We start from the raw sequence: 19,195 nt of genomic DNA, 5'->3' as shown, positions 1-19,195 counted from the left end.
TCTCCTCGGCCCGGTGTTAGCTTCCCAGCATGGGCGAGGTCGTGAATCTTCGGAAGTGGCGCAAGGCGCGGGAGAAGGCGGAGGCGGAAGCCCAGGCCGCCGCCAACCGCGCCGCCTTCGGCCGCAGCAAGGCCGAGAAGAAGCGCGACGCGGCCGAAGCCGCCCAGCGCGACGCCCTGCTCGAGGGCAGCCGGATGGACAGTCCCGACAAGCCCTGACCCATGGGAGGCTGATTCACGCCTTTGGTGACCCCACCAAAGGCGATCAGACTCGAGAGCCATTTCACCGCAAGCAAAGACGGTGAAACGGCTCCAGCACGTTGTTTTCACGCATTTTCCGAGTCGCCAAGCAAAGCTGCTTGGCTTGAAAATGCTCTAGCCCGGCGGGTGCAGCTCCGCCCGCGCGCGGGAAAAGCTGCGCCGGCCGCGCTTGAAGCCCATCAGCACCGGCGAAATGCCGCGCAGCGCCGCCACCGGGTCGGGCGCGTCCACCACCACCAGATCCGCCGGGTTGCCGACGGCGATGCCGTATTGCTTCAGCCGCAGCACCTTCGCGGAATTGGCGGTGAACATGTCCCAGGTCTTGCGCAGTTCATCCGCGTCGCCGCGCTGCACGACATTGGCGTAGAGATTGGCCATGCGGATCAGCTGCGCATCGCCGAAGGGCGTGAAGGGGTTCTGCACATTGTTGGTGGAGAGGTTGCACAGCGCGCCCTGCGCCATCAGCCGATGCGCATCCACCACGCCGCGGCGGATATTGTGGTCCTGGTCACGCCCCATCAGGAACAGGTCCGTCGCCGGCAGCACGGCCAGCGCCACGCCCGAATCCGCCATCATTTTCCCGATGCGGTCCTGGTGCTCGGGCGTGGCGCTCGCGATCTTCGTGCCATGGCCGAAGGCGACGCGCCCGCCCCAGCCGATGCGGTCCGTGATCTCGCAGACCAGGCGCAGATCGAGGTCGTTCGGGTCGAACCCGCTGTCCAGATGCATGTCCACATCCACGTCGAACTCCTGCGCGAGCTCGAAGACGCGGCGGATCTGACCGGCGCGGTCGCGGTCGTAATTGGGGGCCGCGCCGATCACGGTGGCGCCGGATTTCAGCGCCTCGACCATCAATTCCTCGGTGCCGGGGCTGTCCAGCAACCCCTCCTGCGGCATGACGCAGATTTCGAGGTCGATGGCCCATTTATACGCATCCACCAGCGCCTTCACGCCCTGGAAGCCGCGCAGCCCCACCAGCGGGTCCACCTCGGCATGGGTGCGCATGGTCATGGTGCCGTGGCTGATCGCCTTTTCGATGGTGGCGCGCGCGCGGGCGTTCACATCCTCGACGGTGAAGGTGTGCTTGACGGCCGAGACGCGCTCCATCGCGCGGTGCGGGTTGCGGCCGGGGGCGCAGCCGCAGCGGTCGATGATGCCGCTCTTGTCCAGGTGGATATGCGTCTCGATGAAGCCGGGGGCGACCAGGCAGCCGCCCGCATCCACCACCTCGCCCGCCGCATTCCCGAGATCGGGCGCGATGGCGGCGATGACGCCGCCTGTCACGCCGATATCGGTGAGCGCCTCGGCATCGGCCAGGCGGGCGCGGCGCAGCAGCAGGTCGAATTCCATGGGCAACTCCTTGGGCTCGCGTGACGTTCGCTGAATTCGCGGCATATGACCATCCGGGAGAGACGGCTTCGGTCCTGGGCCGATCCGCGCTAGGATGCGCCTGTGGATACCCCCGGCCCCGCCCGCGCCTTGCCCACGCCCGCTGCCGCGGAGGCGCGCTGATGTCCCGCCGCCAGATGGAAATCACGCCGGAGCTGATGCTGCGGGCCTATCGCATCGGCCTGTTTCCCATGGCCGAGAGCCGGGACGCGCGCACCCTCTACTGGCTCGACCCCGAAATGCGCGGCGTCATCCCGTTGCGCGGTTTCCACCTGCCGCGCCGCCTCGCGCGGCGCCTGCGCCAGGCGCCCTATCGCATCAGCGCGAATGAGGCCTTCACGCGGGTCATCGCGGAATGCGCAGCGCCGCGCGCGAGTTCGCCGGACAGCTGGATCAATGCCGAGATCCAGGCGCTCTTCACCGCGCTCCACCGCCAGGGCCACGCCCATTCCATCGAGGCCTGGGACGGCGAGGCGCTGGTGGGCGGGCTTTATGGCGTCTCGCTCGGCGGCGCCTTCTTCGGCGAGAGCATGTTCAGCCGGGCCGATGACGCCTCCAAGATCGCGCTGGTGCATCTGGTGGCGCGCCTGCGCCTGGGCGGCTTCACGCTTCTCGACGCGCAGTTCCAGACCTCGCACCTCGCGCAGTTCGGCACGGAGGAGGTGCCGCGCGCCCTGTACAAGCAGCGGCTCGCCGAGGCGGTGGAAGTGCCGGCTCATTTCCCGGCCGACCCGGAGCCGGAGGCCTTGGCGCGCGAGATCGCCGCGCTGCGCGACGAGGCTTGAGCCGGGGCCGGGTTTCTCTAAACCACCTTCCATGACCGATGCCGCCCCGGAATTCAGCATGATCGCCCGGCATTTCCGCCCGCTGGCCGGCCCGGGCGCGCTCAACCTGCTGGATGACGCGGCGCTGCTGACGCCGCCCCCCGGCCAGCAACTGGTCCTGGCCGCCGATGCCATGGTGGCGGGCGTCCACTTCCTGCCGGAGGACCCGCCGGAGACCATCGGCCGCAAGCTGCTGCGGGTGAACCTCAGCGACCTCGCCGCCATGGGCGCCGAACCGCTCGGCTACCTCATGACCATCGCGCTGGCGCCGGGCATGGACGAGGCCTGGCTCGCCGGCTTCACGGCCGGGCTGGCCGAGGACCAGCGCGCCTTCGGCCTGCACGTCCTGGGCGGCGACACCGTCTCCACCCCCGGCCCGCTCAGCCTCTCCCTCACCATCCTCGGCCATGCGCCGCCCGGCGCGGCCCTGACGCGGGCGGGGGCGCGGCCGGGGGATGACCTCTGGGTGAGCGGGCGCATCGGCGATGGCTGGCTCGGCCTGCGCGCCGCCCGCGGCGAGATCGCCGACCCCGATGGCGCGCTGGCCCGCCGCTACCGCCTGCCCGAGCCGCGCCTGGCCTTGGGCCTCGCGCTGCGCGGGCTGGCGCGGGCCTGCATGGATGTCTCGGACGGGCTTTTGCAGGATGCCGGGCACCTCGCCCGCGCCGGAGGCTGCGCGGTGGCCGTCGAGGCGGCGCGCATCCCCGTCTCCGACGCCACGGCGCCCATCGCCGCTCTCGCCAGCGGCGGCGATGATTACGAGCTGCTTTTCGCCAGCGCGCCGGAGGATCGGGCGGCGGTGGAAGCCGCGGGCCTCGCCGCGCGCACCCCTGTCACGCGCCTCGGGCGGTTCACGGGGGGCGCGCCGCGTGTGACGTTGCGGGACTCCCAAGGCCAGGACATCACGCCGGCGAGACTCGGCTGGAGCCATCTGTGACGCACGACGCCCAAGAAAAGCACATGAAGGCGACCATCTGGCGCCTCTTCTTCTGCCAGGCCCTGATGAACGCGACGATGGTGGGCCAGGCCGCCATGGGTGCCATCATCGGCCACTCCCTCTCGGCCGACCCGGCGCTGGCCACCCTGCCCATGGCGGTGCAGATGACGGCGGTGATGGCGGCCTCCATCCCGGCCTCCATCATCTTCGGCCGCTATGGCCGACGGGCCGGCTTCATGCTCGGCGCCATCGTCTCGCTGGCCGGTTCGCTCACCTTTGCCCTGGGCGTGTGGAAGCAGGATTTCTTCATCTACTGCCTGGGTTCGGTGCTGGCAGGCGCGGGCTTCGGCATCGCGCAGCATTACCGCTTCGCCGCCGCCGAGGCCGCGACGCCGGCCTATCGCCCGCGCGCCATCGCCCTCGTCATGGCGGGGCCCGTGCTGGCCGCGGCCTTCGGGCCGGAGATCGTCAAGCACACGCACCAGGTCTTCATGCCGTACATCTTCCTGGGCACCTACCTGGTGCTGGCCCTGCTGCCGGTGATCTGCCTGGTGCTGCTGACCGGCTTGACCCTGCCGCCACCGCCCGCGCGCGCCGCCGTCAGCACGCCGGTGGGCGAGATCATGCGCCGCCCCGCCTTCGTCACCGCCGTCGTCGCCGGCATGGTGGCCTATGGCACGATGAATCTGGCGATGACGGCGACGCCGCTCGAAATGCTGTTCTGCGGCTTCTCGGTCGGCGCCTCCGCCACCGTCATCCAGGCGCATGCGATCGCCATGTACGCGCCGGGCTTCGCCACAGGCCACCTCATCACGCGCTTCGGCGTGCGGCCGGTCATCGTGGCGGGTGCCGGGCTGACGGCCGCTTCCGTCGCCGTGGCCCTGATGGGCGAGACTTTCTGGCACTTCGCCATCGGCCTCGCCATCCTCGGCGTCGGCTGGAACTTCATGTTCGTGGGCGCGACCTCGCTGCTCGCCACCGCCTATGCGCCGCATGAGCGGGTGCGGGCGCAGGCGGCAAACGACTTCATCGTCTTCGGCACCGTCGCCTGCACGGCCTTCCTGTCAGGCTATGTGCATGCCCGCTTCGGCTGGAGCCTGCTGAACCTCACACTCCTGCCGCCGCTGGTGGCGGCGCTGGCGCTGCTGGCCTGGCAGAAGTCCCGGGGCGTGAATGCGAGCCCGGCGGTGGCGCGGTAACCGCGCCACCTGAGGGATCAGAACCGGTTCCAGACCGGCGAGACCGAGCCCGGCATCATGGGCAGGGTCGGGTCGCCGCGATTGTCCGGGCGGCTGACATCGGGCTCGCCCGTCGCCTGCGGGCGCCAGGGATCCATGGCGTTCAGGCGATCATTGCGCTGGTCCGCCTGCATGCCGCGCTGCAATTGCCGCTCCGCGATGGATTCCGGCGTGGGCGGCGGCTGGCCCGGCAGCAGGCGCGGGGCGATCGGGATCTGCGTGGTGATCGGCGTGGGCAGCGGCTGGGCCGGCGGCGCGGGCGGCGGCGGCGCGGCGCAGGCCGCGGCCAGCAGGGCGATCAGGAGGCTCGGATGACGCATGGATGGATTCCAGGAGAGAAGGGCGGGGTTCAGCCTAGCCATTCGCATGGGCCTTGTGCAGCCACCCGCATGGGAAGCCTGGCTTGACGCCGCCCGCGCCGCTTGACCACAAGCCCGCGCACCCGCAAGGCAGCCCGATGACCACCTCCACCGATTTCCTCCCCCCGCGCCCGGCGGCGCCGGCGCGCTTCCCGCGCGGCATGCGGGCGCTCTATGCCTCGGCGACGGACCTGCTGAGCCTCTTCCCCGAGACCGCCTTCCGCCACCGGATGATGCCCTTCAGCGCCATCTCCCAGCGCGTGCTCATCGTGAACGAGCCGGAGATGGTGCGCCGCGTCTTCATCACCGGCCGCGCCGAATTCGAGGCGAAGAGCCGGCATTTCCGGCAGGCGCTGGAGCCGGTGATCGGTGACAGCATGTTCCTCAACAGCGGCGAGGTCTGGCTCACGCGCCGCACGCTGATGGCGAAGCTGCTGCACCCCTCCCGCACGCCGGGCTTCCACCCGCTCTTCGTGCAGGGCGCGGAGGAGGTGGCATCGAGCTGGAAGGGCCGCGTGGATGTGGCCGCCGGCTTCGCGGGCGCCACCGCGCTGGCCGTGATGCGCGCGCTGTTCGGCCAGGCGGCGCGGCCGGAGGATGCGGCGAAGCTCGCGCGCAGCTTCACCGCCTATGAGGGCGCGGTGCTGGCGGTGGATTTCGGCCATGTCTTCGGCCTGCCGGAGAAGCTGACGGGTTGGCAGTTCCACACGGCCCGCAAGCATGCCCGCGCCATCCGCCGCCTCTGCTCGGCCTGCATCGCGAGCGCCGGGCCCGATGTGGGCGGGCTGTTCGGCGAGCTGCGCGCGGCGCTGGGCGAGGATGGGCGCCCGCTGCTCGATCCCAACCAGCTCATCAACGAGGTGGCGATGCTGCTGCTGGCCGGCAGCGAGACCTCGGCCAATGTGCTGACCTGGACGCTCTACCTGCTGGCGCTGCATGAGCCGACGCGCGCACGCGTGCTGGAGGAGCTGCACAGCGTGCTGGGCGGCCGCGCGCCGGAGGCCTCGGAGCTGAACGCCCTGCCCTTCACCAAGGCGGTGATCCAGGAGGCGATGCGCCTCTATCCGCCCGTGCCCTACCTGTCCCGCGAAGCCGCGCGCGCGGAGCGCATCGCGGGCATCCAGGTGAAGCCGGGCGAGACCGTGATGGCCTTGCCCTGGCTCCTGCACCGGAACGAGCATCTCTGGGAGGCGCCGCACGCCTTCCGGCCCGAGCGCTTCCTGCCCGACGCGCCGCAGAAGCCGCCGCAATTCGGCTACCTGCCCTTCAGCATCGGCCCGCGCGTCTGCGCCGGCGCCAGCTTCGCGATGGCGGAGATGCTGGTCTTCATGGCGGTGCTGCTGCCGCGGCTCGATTTCGCCATTCCGCCCGGCGCGGCGCCGGTGCCACGCGCGCGCCTCACCTTGCGGCCGCGCGGCGGCATGCCGCTGATCGTGACGCCGCGGTGATCCTCGCCGGGCTGCTGCTGGCCGGAGGTGGCGCGGCCTGGCTCGGCGCCGAGCAGGGCTGGCGCATGGCCGCGCTCTGGGGCCTCGGCGCCGGGCTCGGCCTGGTGCTGTTCCAGTCGAGCTTCAGCTTCGCGGGCGGCTTCCGGCGGCTGCTGGTGGAGCGCCGGAGCGCGCCCTTCCGCGCCGTGCTGCTGCTGCTGGGCCTCGCCTGCCTGCTCAGCCTGCCGGCCATCGCGGCGGGGAGCGTGCTTGGCCAGCCGGTGCGCGGCTTCGTCTTTCCCATCGGCTGGGGGCTGCTGCTGGGGGCCTTCCTGTTTGGCGTGGGCATGCAGCTGGGCGGCGGCTGCGCCTCGGGCACGCTCTACACGGCGGCCGGCGGCCAGGGCCTGCGCATGTGGATCACGCTGGCCGCCTTCATCGCGGGCGCGACCTTCGCGGCTTACGATTCCGAACGCTGGTCCGGCTGGGCCGCGCTGCCGCCCGTTTCCCTGACGGCCAATCTCGGCCTGGGCGGAGCGCTGGTGGCGAGCCTCTTCGGCTTGGCCTTGGCCTGGGCCGTCGCCGCGGGCCTCGAGCAACGGCGCCACGGCGAGGTGCAACCGCTGGCGTGGCGCGGCGCGCTGTTCCGCCATCCCTGGCCCGCCGCCTGGGGCGCGCTGGGCCTCGCCCTGCTCGGCTTCGCCACGCTGGTCCTGGCCGGGCGGCCCTGGGCCATCACCGCCGCCTTTCCGCTCTGGGGCTCCAAGGCCATCGAGGCGCTGGGCTGGGACGACCCCGCCTTCTGGCCCTATTGGGAAGACCCCACGCGCACCGAGGCGCTGCTGCGCCCCCTGCTCGCGGACCGGATGACGGTGATGGATCTCGGCCTCATGGCCGGGGCCTTCCTGGCCGCGGCGCTGGCCGGGCGGCGGGCGGATTGGCGCATCCCACGCCCGGGGCCGGTGCTCGCCTCGCTCATCGGGGGGCTGCTGCTGGGCTATGGGGCCATCATCGCCTTCGGCTGCAATATCTCCGCCTTTCTCGGGGGAATTCTCTCGGGCAGCCTGCATGGCTGGGTCTGGATCATCCCCGCCTTGGCCGGCAACGCGCTGGGGGCCAGGTTGCGGCCCCTGTTCCGGCTGGATGCGCCCGCCCCGCGGTAATGCCGCAGTGCAATGTAAAACGAACAATTGACGCTCACCTGTCGTGCATTATGTTCCCTGCAACATTGCGCGCCAGAGGAACCTTCATGCGGCCCCTTCCCCTCCTGCTCGCCAGCCTGATGCTGGCCACGCCCGCCGCCGCCCAGGCGCCGCTCGCCGCGCAGGGCTGCGTCGGCTGCCATGGGCCGAATGGCGCGGGCATGGGCAGCGTGCCGGGGCTCGCCGGGCGGGACCGGGCGGAGATGATCGCGCAGATGAACGCCTTCCGCGCCAATGAACGCCCGGCGACCATCATGGGCCGCATCGCGCGCGGCTATACCGAAGCGGAGATCATCGCCTCGGCCGAATATTTCGCCCGCCAGCCGCGCTGAGGAGCCCGCCATGACCCAGACCCTCCTCCCGCGCCGCGCGCTGCTCGCCGCCGCCCCGCTGGTCGCCGCGCCCTCCGTGCTGAAGGCGCAGACGCAGGCCCGCCTGCTCGTCATCGGCGGCGGCTTCGGCGGTGCCACGGCCGCCAACTTCGCCCGCCGCACCTATCCCTGGCTCGACGTCACGCTGGTCGAGCCCAAGCGCAGCTTCGTCACCTGCCCCTATGGCAATCTGGTGCTGGCCGGCACGCGGCAGATCGGCCAGATCACCCACTCCTATGACGGGCTGCGCGCCCGCGGCGTCCGGGTGATCCATGACTGGGCGACGGGCATTGATGCCGCCCAGCGCCGTGTGCGCCTCGCGAATGGCGAGACGCTGACCTATGACCGGCTGATCCTCTCGCCCGGCATCGCGCTCCGCTGGGGCGCCATCGAGGGCTATGACGAGGCCGCTTCCGAGACCATGCCGCACGCCTGGGTCCCCGGCGATGGCGCGCAGACGCTGCTGCTGCGCCGCCAGCTCGAGGAAATGCCCGATGGCGGCGTCGTCGGCCTCGCCATCCCGGCCAATCCCTTCCGCTGCCCGCCCGGCCCCTATGAGCGGATCAGCATGATCGCGAGCTACCTGAAGCGCCACAAGCCGCGCTCCAAGATCCTCGCCCTCGATGCCAAGGAAGCCTTCAGCAAGCAGGGCCTGTTCCAGGATGCCTGGGCGCAGCTCTATCCCGGCATGATCGAATGGGTGCCGGGCAATCGCGACGGCAAGGTGACCAAGGTGGATGCGCGCGAGCGCGTGCTGGAGACGGAATTCGGCACGCAGCACAAGGTCGCCGTCGCCAATGTCATCCCGCCGCAATCGGCCGCGCGCATCGCCGCTGACGCCGGCCTCACCGACGCCTCAGGCTGGGTGCCGGTGAACCCGCGCACGTTTGAATCGCGCGTCGCACCCGGCATCCATGTGGTGGGCGATGCCAATATCCCCGGTCCCATGCCGAAATCGGGCTATGTGGCGAACAGCACGGCCAAGCAGGCGGTCGCTTCCGCCGCCGCCCTGCTGCGCGGCGAAACCCCGCCCGAGGCGGTTTACTTCAACACCTGCTACTCCCATGTGGGCGACGAATACGGCATCTCGATCGTCGGCGTGTTCCGCCCCAATGCGGAGGGCACGGCCATCGCCGAGGTCCAAGGCTCGGGCGGGGTCTCGCCGCGCGGCAACCATCCGGAGCAGCGCCGGCTGGAAGCGCTCTACGCCGATGCCTGGTATGAGAGCATCACGAAGGACATGTTCGCCTGATGAACCTCACCCGCCGCGCCACGCTCGCCCTCACGCTCCTGCCCTTCGCGGCGGCGGCGAGCGATGACGCGCTGAACGCCGCCATCCGCGCCGAGATCGGCGAGGCGACGCCGACCGAGGGCGGCATCACGCTGCGCGTCCCGCCCGTGGCGGAGAATGGCGGCCAGGTGCCGGTGACGGTGCTGGTGGACAGCCCGCAAAGCGCCGAGCGCCACGTCACCGCCATCCATCTGTTTGCCACGCGCAACCCGACGCCGGGCATCGCTTCCTTCAAGCTGGGCCCGGCGCTGGCGCGGGCCGAAATCCAGACGCGCATCCGGATGGCTGAGAATCAGACCCTGGTCGTCCTCGCGCGGATGAATGACGGCAGCGTGCAGCGGGCCACCGCCGAAATCCGCGTCGCCACCGGGGGGTGCCTGACATGAGCACGAACCTCGCGACCCCACGCATCCGCGCGCCCCGCAGCGCCCGCGCGGGCGAGGTGGTGGAAATCCGCACGCTGATGGAGCACCCGATGGAAACCGGGCTGCGCCAGGAGGGCGGCCGCACCATCCCGCGCGACATGCTGACGCGCATGCGCGTGCGGCTGAACGGCGAGGCGCTGCTGGAAGCCGAGTTCCGCAACGGCACCGCCGCCAACCCATTCCACGTCTTCTTCGTGCGCATCGAGCGCGCGAGCGAGCTGGAATTCACCTGGACGGACGAGGCGGGCCGCACGGCACGCGCGACCCACCGCATCGCCCTGGCCTGACGCCTGATCGTCCTTGGTGGAACCACCAAGGACGTGAATCAGCCGTCCAGCACCGCCTAGAGCATGCTGCGTTCACATGCGTTCACTTCGCTCGCTCTAGGCTTTGCTGAGAGGATGATTCAGCGTTTCGGCGATTCCGCCTCAACGCATCATGCTCTAGCCGGCGGCGAGGCTGTCCAGCGCCGCCTGCACGCCGCCCTTGGCATGCGGCACGCCGGCGAGGCCGAGGGCCATCTCGATGGAGCCCAGCGTGCCGATGATCATCGGCTCGTTCAGATCGCCCAGATGGCCGATGCGGAACACCTTGCCGGCGAGCTTGTTCAGCCCGCCGCCGGTCGAGACATTGAAGCGCTCCAGCGCGATCTTGCGCACCGGCTCGGCGTCATAGCCCTCCGGCATCAGCACGGCCGTCACGCTGTCCGACCAGCGCTCGGGATTCTGGCAATAGAGTTGCGGGCCGTTGTTGCCGGACCAATGCTGCACGCAGGCGCGCACGGCCTTCGCCAGGCGCGCATGGCGGGCGAAGACATTGTCCAGCCCCTCCTCCACCAGCATCAGCCGCAGCGATTCCTGCAACCCATAGAACAGCGTGGTCGGCACCGTGCCGACGAAGCTCTTCTGGCGGCGGGCCAGCATCTCGGTCCAGTCGAAGTAATGGCGCGGGTGGGTGCTCTTGCGATGCGCCTCCATCGCCTTCTCGGAGGCGCCGGTGAAGCTGAAGCCGGTGGGCAGCATCAGCCCCTTCTGGCTGCCGCCGACGCAGACATCCACGCCCCACTCATCCATGCGGAAATCGTAGCAGCCGAGCGAGGAAATCGTGTCGCTCATCAGCAGCGCCGGGTGCTTCACGCGGTCCATCGCGGCGCGCACCTGGTCGAGCGGCAAGCGCGTGCCGGCCGCCGTCTCGTTATGGACGCAGCAGACGGCCTTGATCTTGTGGTCCTTGTCGGCGGCCAGCGCCGCCTCGATCGCGGAGATCTCCACGCCGCGGCGCCAATCGGCGGGGACTTGCTGAACCTCAAACCCGAGCGTGCCGCACATCTTGGCCCAGCTGTCGGAGAAATGCCCCGTCTCCGGGATCAGCACGAGGTCACCCGGCGAGAGGGTGTTGACCAGCGAAGCCTCCCAGGCGCCATGGCCCGAGGCGGTGTACATGAAGAGGTGGTGCTTGGTTTTCAGCACCTTCTTCAGCCCCTCGAAGCAGGCGTCATAGACGGCGAGGAAGGCCGGGTCGTTGAAGTCGATGCTGGCCCGCGCCGTGGCGGCGAGCACCGAATCCGGGATGTTCGTCGGCCCCGGATTGGCGAAGAAGAGGCGCCCGCGCGCCATCGGGCGAGCGGGCTTGGGGCTGATCGAACCGTCCATCGTCTCTGGCTTTCCTAAGCGTCGTTCAGGCCAGTATTGGCCGTAAATGCGCTGGCATCAACGCTCCAGGCGTACCCCCGTGCGCGCCACGACCTGGCGGTATTTCTCGACCTCGCTGGTCAGAAAGGCGCGCGTGGTCTCGGGCGTGTTCTCGGTGGCCCAGGGCAGAACGCCGGCCTGGAGCAGGCGCTCGCGCAGGGTCGCATCGGCGACCGTCGCCACCAGGGCACGGTTGAGCTGCTGGACCAACGCGGGCGGCATGTTGGGCGGGCCGATGATCATGTTCCAGGTGGTCAGCTCGAAGCCCGGCATCGCGCCCTCGTTCAGCGTCGGCAGGTCGGGGAAGGAGGGGAAGCGCTCGCGGCTCGTCACCGCGAGGCCGCGGACCAGCCCGCCGCGGATCTGCGCGGCGGCGGAGGCCAGCACCGCGATGCCGAACTGCCCCTCGCCCTGATGGATCGCCGTCAGCATCAGCCCGCCGCTGCGATAGGGCACATGGGTAAAGCGCGCGCCAAGCTGCAGCGCCAGCATCTCCACGCCCAGATGCGGGATGGAGCCGACGCCCGAGGTCGCATAGGCATATTGCTCGGGGCGCGAGGCGCGCAGCACCGCAATCGCCTGCTGCGCCGTGGTCGCCGGGAAGCTGGGCGAGGCGATCAGCACCATGGGGGCCGTGCCGATCATCGCGATCTGCGTCGAATCCTGCACCGGGTTGAAGGGCGTGCCGCCCTCCAGCGCCGCGGGCGCGATGGCGTGGGAGCTGACCTCGATCAGCATGAGCGTGTGGCCATCCGGTGACTGGCGGCGCAGCCAGTCGCCCGCCACCACGCCGGAGGCGCCGGGCCGGTTTTCCACCACCACCCGCGCCTCGGGGCCGAGATTGGCCGCGAAGCGCTCGGAGATGAGGCGCGAGGCGATATCCGTGCTGCCGCCCGGCGCGAAGCCCACGCTGAGCGTGACGGGGCGCTGCGGGAAGCTCTGGGCGCTCACGGCGAGCGGGGCGAGCATTCCCAGCGCGGCGAGCGCGAGACGGCGAATCATGGCGAACCTCCGGTCATTTTTCTGCCGGCGGTTAAGCCCCAGCCGCGCGCGGCATGCAAGTCAGATGGCGGTGCCGCCCACGGTAAGGCCCGTCATCTTCAGCGTCGGCTGGCCCACGCCCACGGGCACGCCCTGGCCGTTCTTGCCGCAGGTGCCGATGCCCGGGTCCATCGCGCTGTCATTCCCGATCATGCTCACCTTGGTCAGCGCGTCCGGCCCGTTGCCGATGAGCGTGGCCCCCTTCACCGGCGCGCCGATGCGACCGTTCTCGATGATGTAGGCCTCGCTCATGGAAAACACGAACTTGCCGGAGGTGATGTCCACCTGGCCGCCGCCGAAATTCACGGCGTAGATCCCCTTCTTCACGCTGCCGATGATCTCGGACGGCGCGTGCTGGCCACCCAGCATGATGGTGTTGGTCATGCGCGGCATGGGGATATGCGCGAAGCTCTGCCGCCGGCCATTCCCGGTTGGGGCCACGCCCATGAGGCGCGCATTCTGCCGGTCCTGGATGAAGCCGCGCAGATAGCCATCCTCGATCATCACCGTGCGGCCCGAGGGCGTGCCCTCGTCATCCACGGTGAGGCTGCCGCGCCGGTCGGGGATGGTGCCGTCATCCACCACGGTCACGCCCGGGGCCGCGATGCGGCTTCCCACCAGCCCCGCGAAGGCGCTGGTCTTCTTGCGGTTGAAATCGCCTTCGAGCCCGTGGCCGATGGCCTCATGCAGCAGGATGCCGGGCCAGCCCGGGCCGAGGACCACCTCGGTCTCACCGGCGGGCGCAGGGATGCTCTGCAGGTTCACCAGCGCCTGCCGAAGGGCTTCGGCCACGCCCGCCTGCCAGCCGCCATCCCCGATGACGCGGGCATAGGCGAAGCGCCCACCCGTGCCGAAGCTGCCCGTCTCGCGCCGGCCATTCTCCTCCACCACGACCGAGACGTTGAAGCGCACCAGCGGGCGGAGGTCGGCCACGCGCAGCCCGTCGGGCCGCAGGATCTGCACCGCCTGCCATTCGCCCGTCAGCGAGGCCATCACCTGCGTCACGCGCGGATCAAGACCGCGCGCATAAGCGTCGATCTCCATCAGCAGTTCGGTCTTCTCGGCGAAGCCCATCGCGGTCAGCGGATTGGCCGCTTCGTAAAGCTGCGTGTTGGTGGCGCGCGGCCCGACATCAAGGCTGCCGCTGCGCCCCTGCCGCACGGCGCCCACGGTCGCCACCGCACGCGCCAGCGCGGCATCGCTGATCTCGCCGGAATGGGCATAGCCCGCCGCCTCGCCCTGGATGGCGCGCAGGCCGAAGCCGCGCTGCGTGTCGTAGCTGGCTGAGCGGATGCGGCCATCCTCCAGGCTGATCGCCTCGCTCTCGCGGTATTCGAAGAAGAGCTCACCATCCTCGGCGCCGTCGGTCGCCTCGCGCAGGCGGCGCGCGGCCACCTCGGGGTCGAGCCCGGCATAGAAGAGCCGGTCCGTGACGGCGAGGGGCGTGTCGAGCGGCATGCGGGAATTGTCCTTCAGAAGATCAGGCTGGAGGCCGGGAAGGTGATGCGGGCGGTGGTGCCGACACCCGGCGTACTTTCGAGGATGAGCACGCCGCCCTGCGCCTGGGTCAGCGAGCGGCAGAGATGCAGGCCGAGGCCGGAGCCCGGGAAGCGGCGGGATAGCGCGCTGTCGAGCTGGGTGAAGGGCTCGAAGACCCGCTCCAGATCCTTCGCCTCGATCCCGATGCCGGTGTCCTGCACCTCCATCGTCAGCCCGGCCTCGGTGTGGAAGGCGCGCAGCGTGACGGTGCCACCCACCTCGGTGAACTTGGTGGCGTTGCTGAGCAGGTTCAACAGCACCTGGCGCAGACGGCGCGTATCGCCCCGCAGGCGCGGGAGCCCGTCCTGGATCTCCCGCACCAGCTGCAGGCCGCCTGCCGCGATGGCGGGACCGATCATTCGGGCCGCTCCATCGATCACCTCGCGGAGCACCACCTCCTCCAGCGCGATGGGCGGGTTGCTGGTCTCGGTGCGGGTGATGTCGAGGATGTCGTCGATCAGCGAGAGCAGATGCTGCCCCGCCTCTCGGATCGCCTGGGCGAATTCCTCGGTCTGCGCCGGGGCGGCGCCGCTGCACAGCACGTCGGCGAAACCGATCACGGCGTTGAGCGGCGTGCGCAGCTCATGGCTCATGGTGGCAAGGAATCGGGACTTGGCGCGGCTCGCCGCCTCGGCCGCCTCGCGCGCCGCTTCCAGCTCGCCGCGGATCTGCCGGTCCTCTGTGACGTCGGTATAGGTGACGACCCATCCGCCATCGGGCGTGGGGTCCGAGACGACCTCGAGGACGGTGCCGTCCGGCCGCGGGCGGAGGGAGCGGATGGGTGCGAAGCGCGGCCGGTTCTTGATCGCCTCGGCGACGCGTTCCCCGGCCTCGGCCTCGCCGTACTCGCCCTGGGCGCGCAGCGCATCCACCATCTCATGCATGTGGGCACCGGGCGCCAGCGCTGCTTCCGGCAGCCCCAGCATCTGCTGCAGCTTGGCGTTCGAGGCGACGAGGCGGCCATCCTTGTCGAAGAGCACGATGCCATGGCGGATATTGCCCAACATCACGCCCAGGATCTCGGCGCGGCGCTTCGCCTCCGCCTCGGCGCGGGCGAGTGGCGTCACATCGGTGAGCGAGACGACGAAGCCGCCATCGGGCGTCGGGTCGGAGGCGAAGTTCAGCACCCGGCCATCCTGCGTCACACGTTGCCCGCGGGAGGGCTGGCTGCGATCCAGCGCGATCAGGCGGCGGCGCTCGCGCTCGGCATCGGCCGGGTTGCCGAGGTTGCCGGTGCGGCTCTGCCGCGCCAGCAGGTCCTCGATGCGCATACCGAGGCATTCCGACAGATCGGGCATGGCGGTCAGCGTGACGGCAAGGCTGTTGAAGCCACGCAGCCGGCGCTCGCTGTCATAGAGCAGCACGCCGGAGGTGTTGTTCTCCAGCATGGTGCGCAACAGGCCCGCGCGCTGCTCCGCCGCCGCCTCGGCGCGGACCAGCGGCGTGATGTCGGACACCGAGATGACGAAGCCGCCATCGGGCGTCGGGTCCGAGGCCACATCGTAGCGGCGGCCATCCGGCAGGCTCCGCTGCATGCGGTGCGGCTTGCTGCGGTCGATCTCGAGGAAGAAGCGCTCCTGCGCGGCGCCGCCATCCTCGCCACCGTAGAGGCCGCGGGCGCGCTGCGCTGCCAGGATCTCGGCCTGGTTGGTGCCGGGCCGGGACAGCAGGTCGGGGACGCCCATCATCTCGCCGGCCAACGCATTGGCGGCGACGAGGCGGTGCTGCGCGTCATACAGCACGATGCCCTGGCGGCTGTTCTCCAGCATGGCCTGCAGGATGCCGGCGCGGCGCTGCGCCTCCTCCTGCGCATCCACCAGCGGCGTCACGTCCGAGACGGAGACGACGAAGCCACCCTCCGGCGTCGGGTCGGAGGCGACGTCGAAGACCTCTCCGGTCGTGCGGCGGCGCTGGTAGCGGATCGGCTTGGTGCGATCGAGCGCCAGCGCCTGACGCAGGAAGGCAGCCTCGGCCTCCGGATCGGCCAACTGTTCCAGCGGCGCCTGGTTCCGCATCACCTCCGCGAAGCTCTGACCCACCATCGCCTCGGGCGAGGCATAGCCCGCGATCGCGGTGCTGATGCGGTTGGTGGCGATGACACGGTGATCCGGCCCATAGAGCGTGATGCCGTGGCGCGAGGCGTCGAGCGTGGCGGAGAGCGCGGCAGCCTGGGCCTGGGCCTGCTCGTTCGCGCGTACCAGATCCGTCACATCCGAGATGCAGACGACGTAGCCGCCCTCGGGCATCGGGTCCGAGCTGATGTCGAAGATCCGCCCGTCCGGCCGCTGCCGCTGGTAGCAGTGGGGCTTCGTGCGGTCCGTCGCGGCGAAGCGGCGCGCCAATTCGGCCTGCTGCTCGGGTGTGGCGCCCTCATGGACGCGCTGGGCGGCGACGATATCGGCATGGCGGCGGCCGATCAGCGCGGCGGCATCGGGAAGCCCCGCGAACTGCGCGCCGATGTCATTGGCGGCGAGGACGACGCCGTCGGCATCGAACAGCGTGATGCCCTGCCGCGCCGCGTTCAGCGTGGCGGAGAGCAGGGCCGCGCGGGCCTGCGCCTGCTCCCGCGCATGGACCAGATCCGTCACATCCGAGATGCAGACGACGTAGCCGCCCTCGGGCATCGGGTCGGAGCTGATGTCGAGCACCAGGCCGTCCCGGCGGTGGCGCTGGTAGCGGTGGTGCGCGCGGCGGTCCACCGCCGCCACCTGCCGCATCACCTGCTCCACCTCCGCCTCGCTCGCGCCCTCGGTGCGGTGCTGGCTGCCGACGATGTCGGCATGGCCGCGACCGATGAGCGAGGCGGGCCCGGCCCGCGTGGTAAGCTGCGCCGCGATGTCGTTCGCCGCCACCACGCGTCCCTCGGCGTCGAACAGCATGATGCCCTGGCGCGCTGCGTTCAGCGTGGCGGAGAGCACCTCGGCCCGGCGTTCGGCCTCGCGCTCGGCCACCACGCGGGCGGTGATATCGGTCAGCGTCAGCACGAAGCCGCCCTGCGGCACCGGGCTCGCCGTTACGTCCAGCTCTTCGCCGGTGGGGCGGCGGCGGCGAACGGTATTGGGCACGCTCTTGTCGCGCGTGAGGAGGGCGGCCACGTGGTCGGCTGCCGCCCCGCTCTCACCGAACTCGCCGGTTTCGAGCTGCCGGGCCAGCACCTCGCTGTAGTCGAGCCCCGGGCGCAGCCAGCCCTCGAGGCCCATCAGCGTGGCGCAGAGCCGGTTGAAGGTCAGCAGCCGGTCCTGCGCGTCGAACAGCGCGATGCCGTGGCGCATGTTGTCCAGCATCGCCTGGACCATGGCGGCGCGCTGCGTGGCGGCCGCCTGCGCCTCGGTCAGCGCGGTGATGTCGGTGAAGGAGCGCACGCAGCCGCCGCCCGGGATCAGGTCGGTGCGGACCTCGATGATGGTGCCGTCCGGGCGCTTGCGGGTGAAGGTGCCCTCGCCTTTCCATGGCTCGCGCGCGCGATTCTGGCGCCAGCGCACGCCGATCTCGCCCTCGCCATGCTCCCCCAGCTCAGCCTGCATGTCGCGCAGGGCGTCGAAATGCACGCCGGGCTTGAGCATCTCGGGCGGCAGGCCCGCAAGGCGGGCGCCCAGCGCGTTGCCGGTGCGGACGTAACCCTCGCCATCATACAGGATGACGCCATGCCGCATGTTGTCGAGCACGGCCTGCAGCGAGGCGGCGCGGCTCGTTGCCTCCGCCTCGGCCTGGACCTGCGCGGTGACGTCGGTGAAGGAGCGCACATAGCCGCCCTCGGGCAGCTTGTCGGTGATGATCTCGATCACCGTGCCGTCGGGGTTGGTGCGGCGGTATCGGTCGGGTCCGCGCAGCGGCTCGTTCATCCGCTCCGCCAGGAAACGGTCGGTCGAGAGCTTGTCGCCATGCACGCCCAGCTGGATCTGCAGCGCGCGCAATTCGCGGATGTTCACGCCACGGCGAAAGGCCTCGGGCGGCAGGCCGCAGAAATGCGCGGCGAGGCGGTTGGCGGCGATGACGGTGCCCTCGGCGTCGAACATCGCCATGCCGTGGCGCGTGCTCTCCAGCATGTGGGCCAGCACCTCGGCGCGTTCCCGCGCCTCGGCCTGGGCGGCGTGCAGGGCGGTGACGTCGGCCACCACCATGGCATGTCCGCCATCGGGCAGCGGCACGCTGCGGTGGCTGGTGGCGATGCCCTCCGGCGTGCGGCGCTCGAAGCCATGCGAGGTGGCGGTGGAGGCGAGGCGCCGGGGCACCTCCACCTCCGGGTCGCAGGGGCCGAATTCGCCAGCGATGGCGCGGCGCATCAGGATGTCGCGCAGGTTCTCGCCCAGGCGCACCGGGCTGTGCGCCATGATGCGGTTATAGGCCGGGTTCACCTGCGTCAGCACGCGGTCTGGGCCATAGACGGCGACACCCACGGGCAGCGCCTCCATCAGCGCGTCCTGCAGGGCCACGCGCCGGCGGACATCCTGCTCGGCCTGGTGCGCGTCGGTGATGTCCATGATCTCGACCAGCCAGCCGCCATCGGGCATGGGCTGGTTGTCGAAGCGGACGGTGCGGCCATCAGGGCGGGTGCGCTCATGCCGCCAGGGCTGCACGATGGAGCGGGCGGCGAGGTGCGCCGCGACGGCGGCGGCCTCGGCGGCGTCGAACTCGCCCGCCTCCTGCTGGTGGGCGACGATCTCGCCCAACGCCATGCCAGGGCGCAGGACGTGGGGCTGCAGGCCCAACAGGCGCGCATAGGCGGGGTTGCTGCGCGCCAGCCGGCGTTCGGCGTCATACTGCGCGACGCCGTTGTTCAGCCGCGCCAGCATGCCCGAGAGCGCGGCCGCCTCTCGCTCCGCCGCCTCTCGCGCCGACTGGAACTCGCTGACATCGGCCAGCGTCAACAGGTGGCCGCCATCGGGCAGCGGCAGGATGCGCCATTCGAGGCCACGCCCCTCCACGTCGCGCAGCAGGCGGCGATGCGCGAGGCCGAGGTCGAGCGCCAGGACCTCGCGCAGGCGCTGGCCGGGATCGCCGGGGCCGAGCACGCCGCGATAGGCCAGCAGGCGCAGCACATCAGCCAGGGCCGCGCCGGGCTGGAGCGCGGCATGGTCCACCTTGAGCAGGGCATGCATGGCAGGGTTGGCGAAGACCAGTCCGCCTGCGCCCGAGAAGGCCATGAGCGCCAGCGGCAGGGCCGTGAGAAGCTCAGGAGGGCGGGGGGCGGCGGCGTCCAT

16 protein-coding genes are annotated in these 19,195 nt (G+C 70.7%); 10 read left to right on the top strand and 6 right to left on the bottom strand.

The window, feature by feature from the left end; genetic code table 11:
* Positions 1–41: 41 nt before the first annotated feature.
* The gene (locus KTR66_RS19155) at positions 42–218 is read left to right on the top strand and encodes a DUF4169 family protein (RefSeq protein ID WP_371819171.1); all 177 of its coding nucleotides are present in this window, start codon (positions 42–44) and stop codon (positions 216–218) included.
* A gap of 156 nt (positions 219–374) precedes the next feature.
* Here KTR66_RS19155 and KTR66_RS19150 read toward each other — a convergent pair whose 3' ends face one another.
* Positions 375–1,610: an amidohydrolase family protein gene (locus KTR66_RS19150; protein WP_213615396.1), complete on the bottom strand. Its 1,236-nt coding sequence runs from the start codon at positions 1,608–1,610 to the stop codon at positions 375–377.
* Positions 1,611–1,771: 161 nt separating this feature from the next.
* Between KTR66_RS19150 and aat the strand changes: the two genes are divergently transcribed.
* Genes aat through KTR66_RS19135 form a run of 3 tightly spaced genes read left to right on the top strand, consistent with a single transcriptional unit; the run spans position 1,772 to position 4,609 of the window.
* Complete coding sequence (gene aat, locus KTR66_RS19145; protein WP_213615394.1) at positions 1,772–2,434, top strand: leucyl/phenylalanyl-tRNA--protein transferase; 663 nt, start codon at positions 1,772–1,774, stop codon at positions 2,432–2,434.
* Between the two features lie 31 nt (positions 2,435–2,465).
* On the top strand, positions 2,466–3,410 hold the full coding sequence (gene thiL, locus KTR66_RS19140; RefSeq protein ID WP_213615392.1) for a thiamine-phosphate kinase: 945 nt from the start codon (positions 2,466–2,468) through the stop codon (positions 3,408–3,410).
* Positions 3,411–3,433: 23 nt separating this feature from the next.
* Positions 3,434–4,609, top strand: coding sequence for an MFS transporter (locus KTR66_RS19135; RefSeq protein WP_213615390.1), 1,176 nt, complete (start codon positions 3,434–3,436; stop codon positions 4,607–4,609).
* A gap of 17 nt (positions 4,610–4,626) precedes the next feature.
* Here the strand turns inward: KTR66_RS19135 and KTR66_RS19130 are convergent, their stop codons facing one another.
* Complete coding sequence (locus tag KTR66_RS19130; RefSeq protein ID WP_213615388.1) at positions 4,627–4,968, bottom strand: hypothetical protein; 342 nt, start codon at positions 4,966–4,968, stop codon at positions 4,627–4,629.
* A 137-nt stretch (positions 4,969–5,105) separates the two neighbouring features.
* On the opposite strand from KTR66_RS19130, the gene KTR66_RS19125 reads away from it, so the two are divergent.
* From KTR66_RS19125 to soxZ, 6 genes are all read left to right on the top strand, one after another.
* Positions 5,106–6,455 carry a cytochrome P450 gene (locus KTR66_RS19125; protein WP_213615386.1) on the top strand — a complete coding sequence of 450 codons (1,350 nt, stop codon included), beginning with the start codon at positions 5,106–5,108 and terminating at the stop codon, positions 6,453–6,455.
* Positions 6,452–7,597 carry a YeeE/YedE family protein gene (locus KTR66_RS19120; RefSeq protein ID WP_213615384.1) on the top strand — a complete coding sequence of 382 codons (1,146 nt, stop codon included), beginning with the start codon at positions 6,452–6,454 and terminating at the stop codon, positions 7,595–7,597. The genes KTR66_RS19125 and KTR66_RS19120 overlap by 4 nt, the downstream gene beginning before the upstream one ends.
* An 86-nt stretch (positions 7,598–7,683) precedes the next feature.
* Entirely contained in the window at positions 7,684–7,968 is a 285-nt protein-coding gene (locus tag KTR66_RS19115; RefSeq protein ID WP_213615382.1) for a c-type cytochrome, read from the top strand.
* A 10-nt stretch (positions 7,969–7,978) separates the two neighbouring features.
* A complete protein-coding gene (locus KTR66_RS19110; RefSeq protein ID WP_213615380.1) occupies positions 7,979–9,259 on the top strand; it encodes an NAD(P)/FAD-dependent oxidoreductase in 1,281 nt (426 codons plus the stop codon).
* Positions 9,259–9,684 carry a thiosulfate oxidation carrier protein SoxY gene (locus tag KTR66_RS19105; RefSeq protein ID WP_213615378.1) on the top strand — a complete coding sequence of 142 codons (426 nt, stop codon included), beginning with the start codon at positions 9,259–9,261 and terminating at the stop codon, positions 9,682–9,684. Before KTR66_RS19110 ends, KTR66_RS19105 begins: the two co-directional genes overlap by 1 nt.
* On the top strand, positions 9,681–10,010 hold the full coding sequence (soxZ, locus tag KTR66_RS19100) for a thiosulfate oxidation carrier complex protein SoxZ (protein ID WP_213615376.1): 330 nt from the start codon (positions 9,681–9,683) through the stop codon (positions 10,008–10,010). Before KTR66_RS19105 ends, soxZ begins: the two co-directional genes overlap by 4 nt.
* A gap of 156 nt (positions 10,011–10,166) precedes the next feature.
* Here soxZ and KTR66_RS19095 read toward each other — a convergent pair whose 3' ends face one another.
* From KTR66_RS19095 to KTR66_RS19080, 4 genes are read right to left on the bottom strand one after another with little or no spacing between them, the layout of a single operon-like run.
* A complete protein-coding gene (locus KTR66_RS19095) occupies positions 10,167–11,375 on the bottom strand; it encodes an alanine--glyoxylate aminotransferase family protein (protein ID WP_213615374.1) in 1,209 nt (402 codons plus the stop codon).
* A 57-nt stretch (positions 11,376–11,432) separates the two neighbouring features.
* The gene (locus KTR66_RS19090; RefSeq protein ID WP_213615372.1) at positions 11,433–12,416 is read right to left on the bottom strand and encodes a tripartite tricarboxylate transporter substrate binding protein; all 984 of its coding nucleotides are present in this window, start codon (positions 12,414–12,416) and stop codon (positions 11,433–11,435) included.
* Between the two features lie 60 nt (positions 12,417–12,476).
* Positions 12,477–13,913: a metalloprotease TldD gene (gene tldD / locus KTR66_RS19085; protein WP_213615370.1), complete on the bottom strand. Its 1,437-nt coding sequence runs from the start codon at positions 13,911–13,913 to the stop codon at positions 12,477–12,479.
* A gap of 14 nt (positions 13,914–13,927) precedes the next feature.
* Complete coding sequence (locus tag KTR66_RS19080) at positions 13,928–19,195, bottom strand: PAS-domain containing protein (protein WP_213615368.1); 5,268 nt, start codon at positions 19,193–19,195, stop codon at positions 13,928–13,930.

Origin of the sequence: Roseococcus sp. SDR, assembly GCF_019083995.1 — a bacterium.
GTDB lineage: Bacteria > Pseudomonadota > Alphaproteobacteria > Acetobacterales > Acetobacteraceae > Roseococcus.
This window is presented reverse-complemented; position numbering and strand designations above follow the sequence as displayed.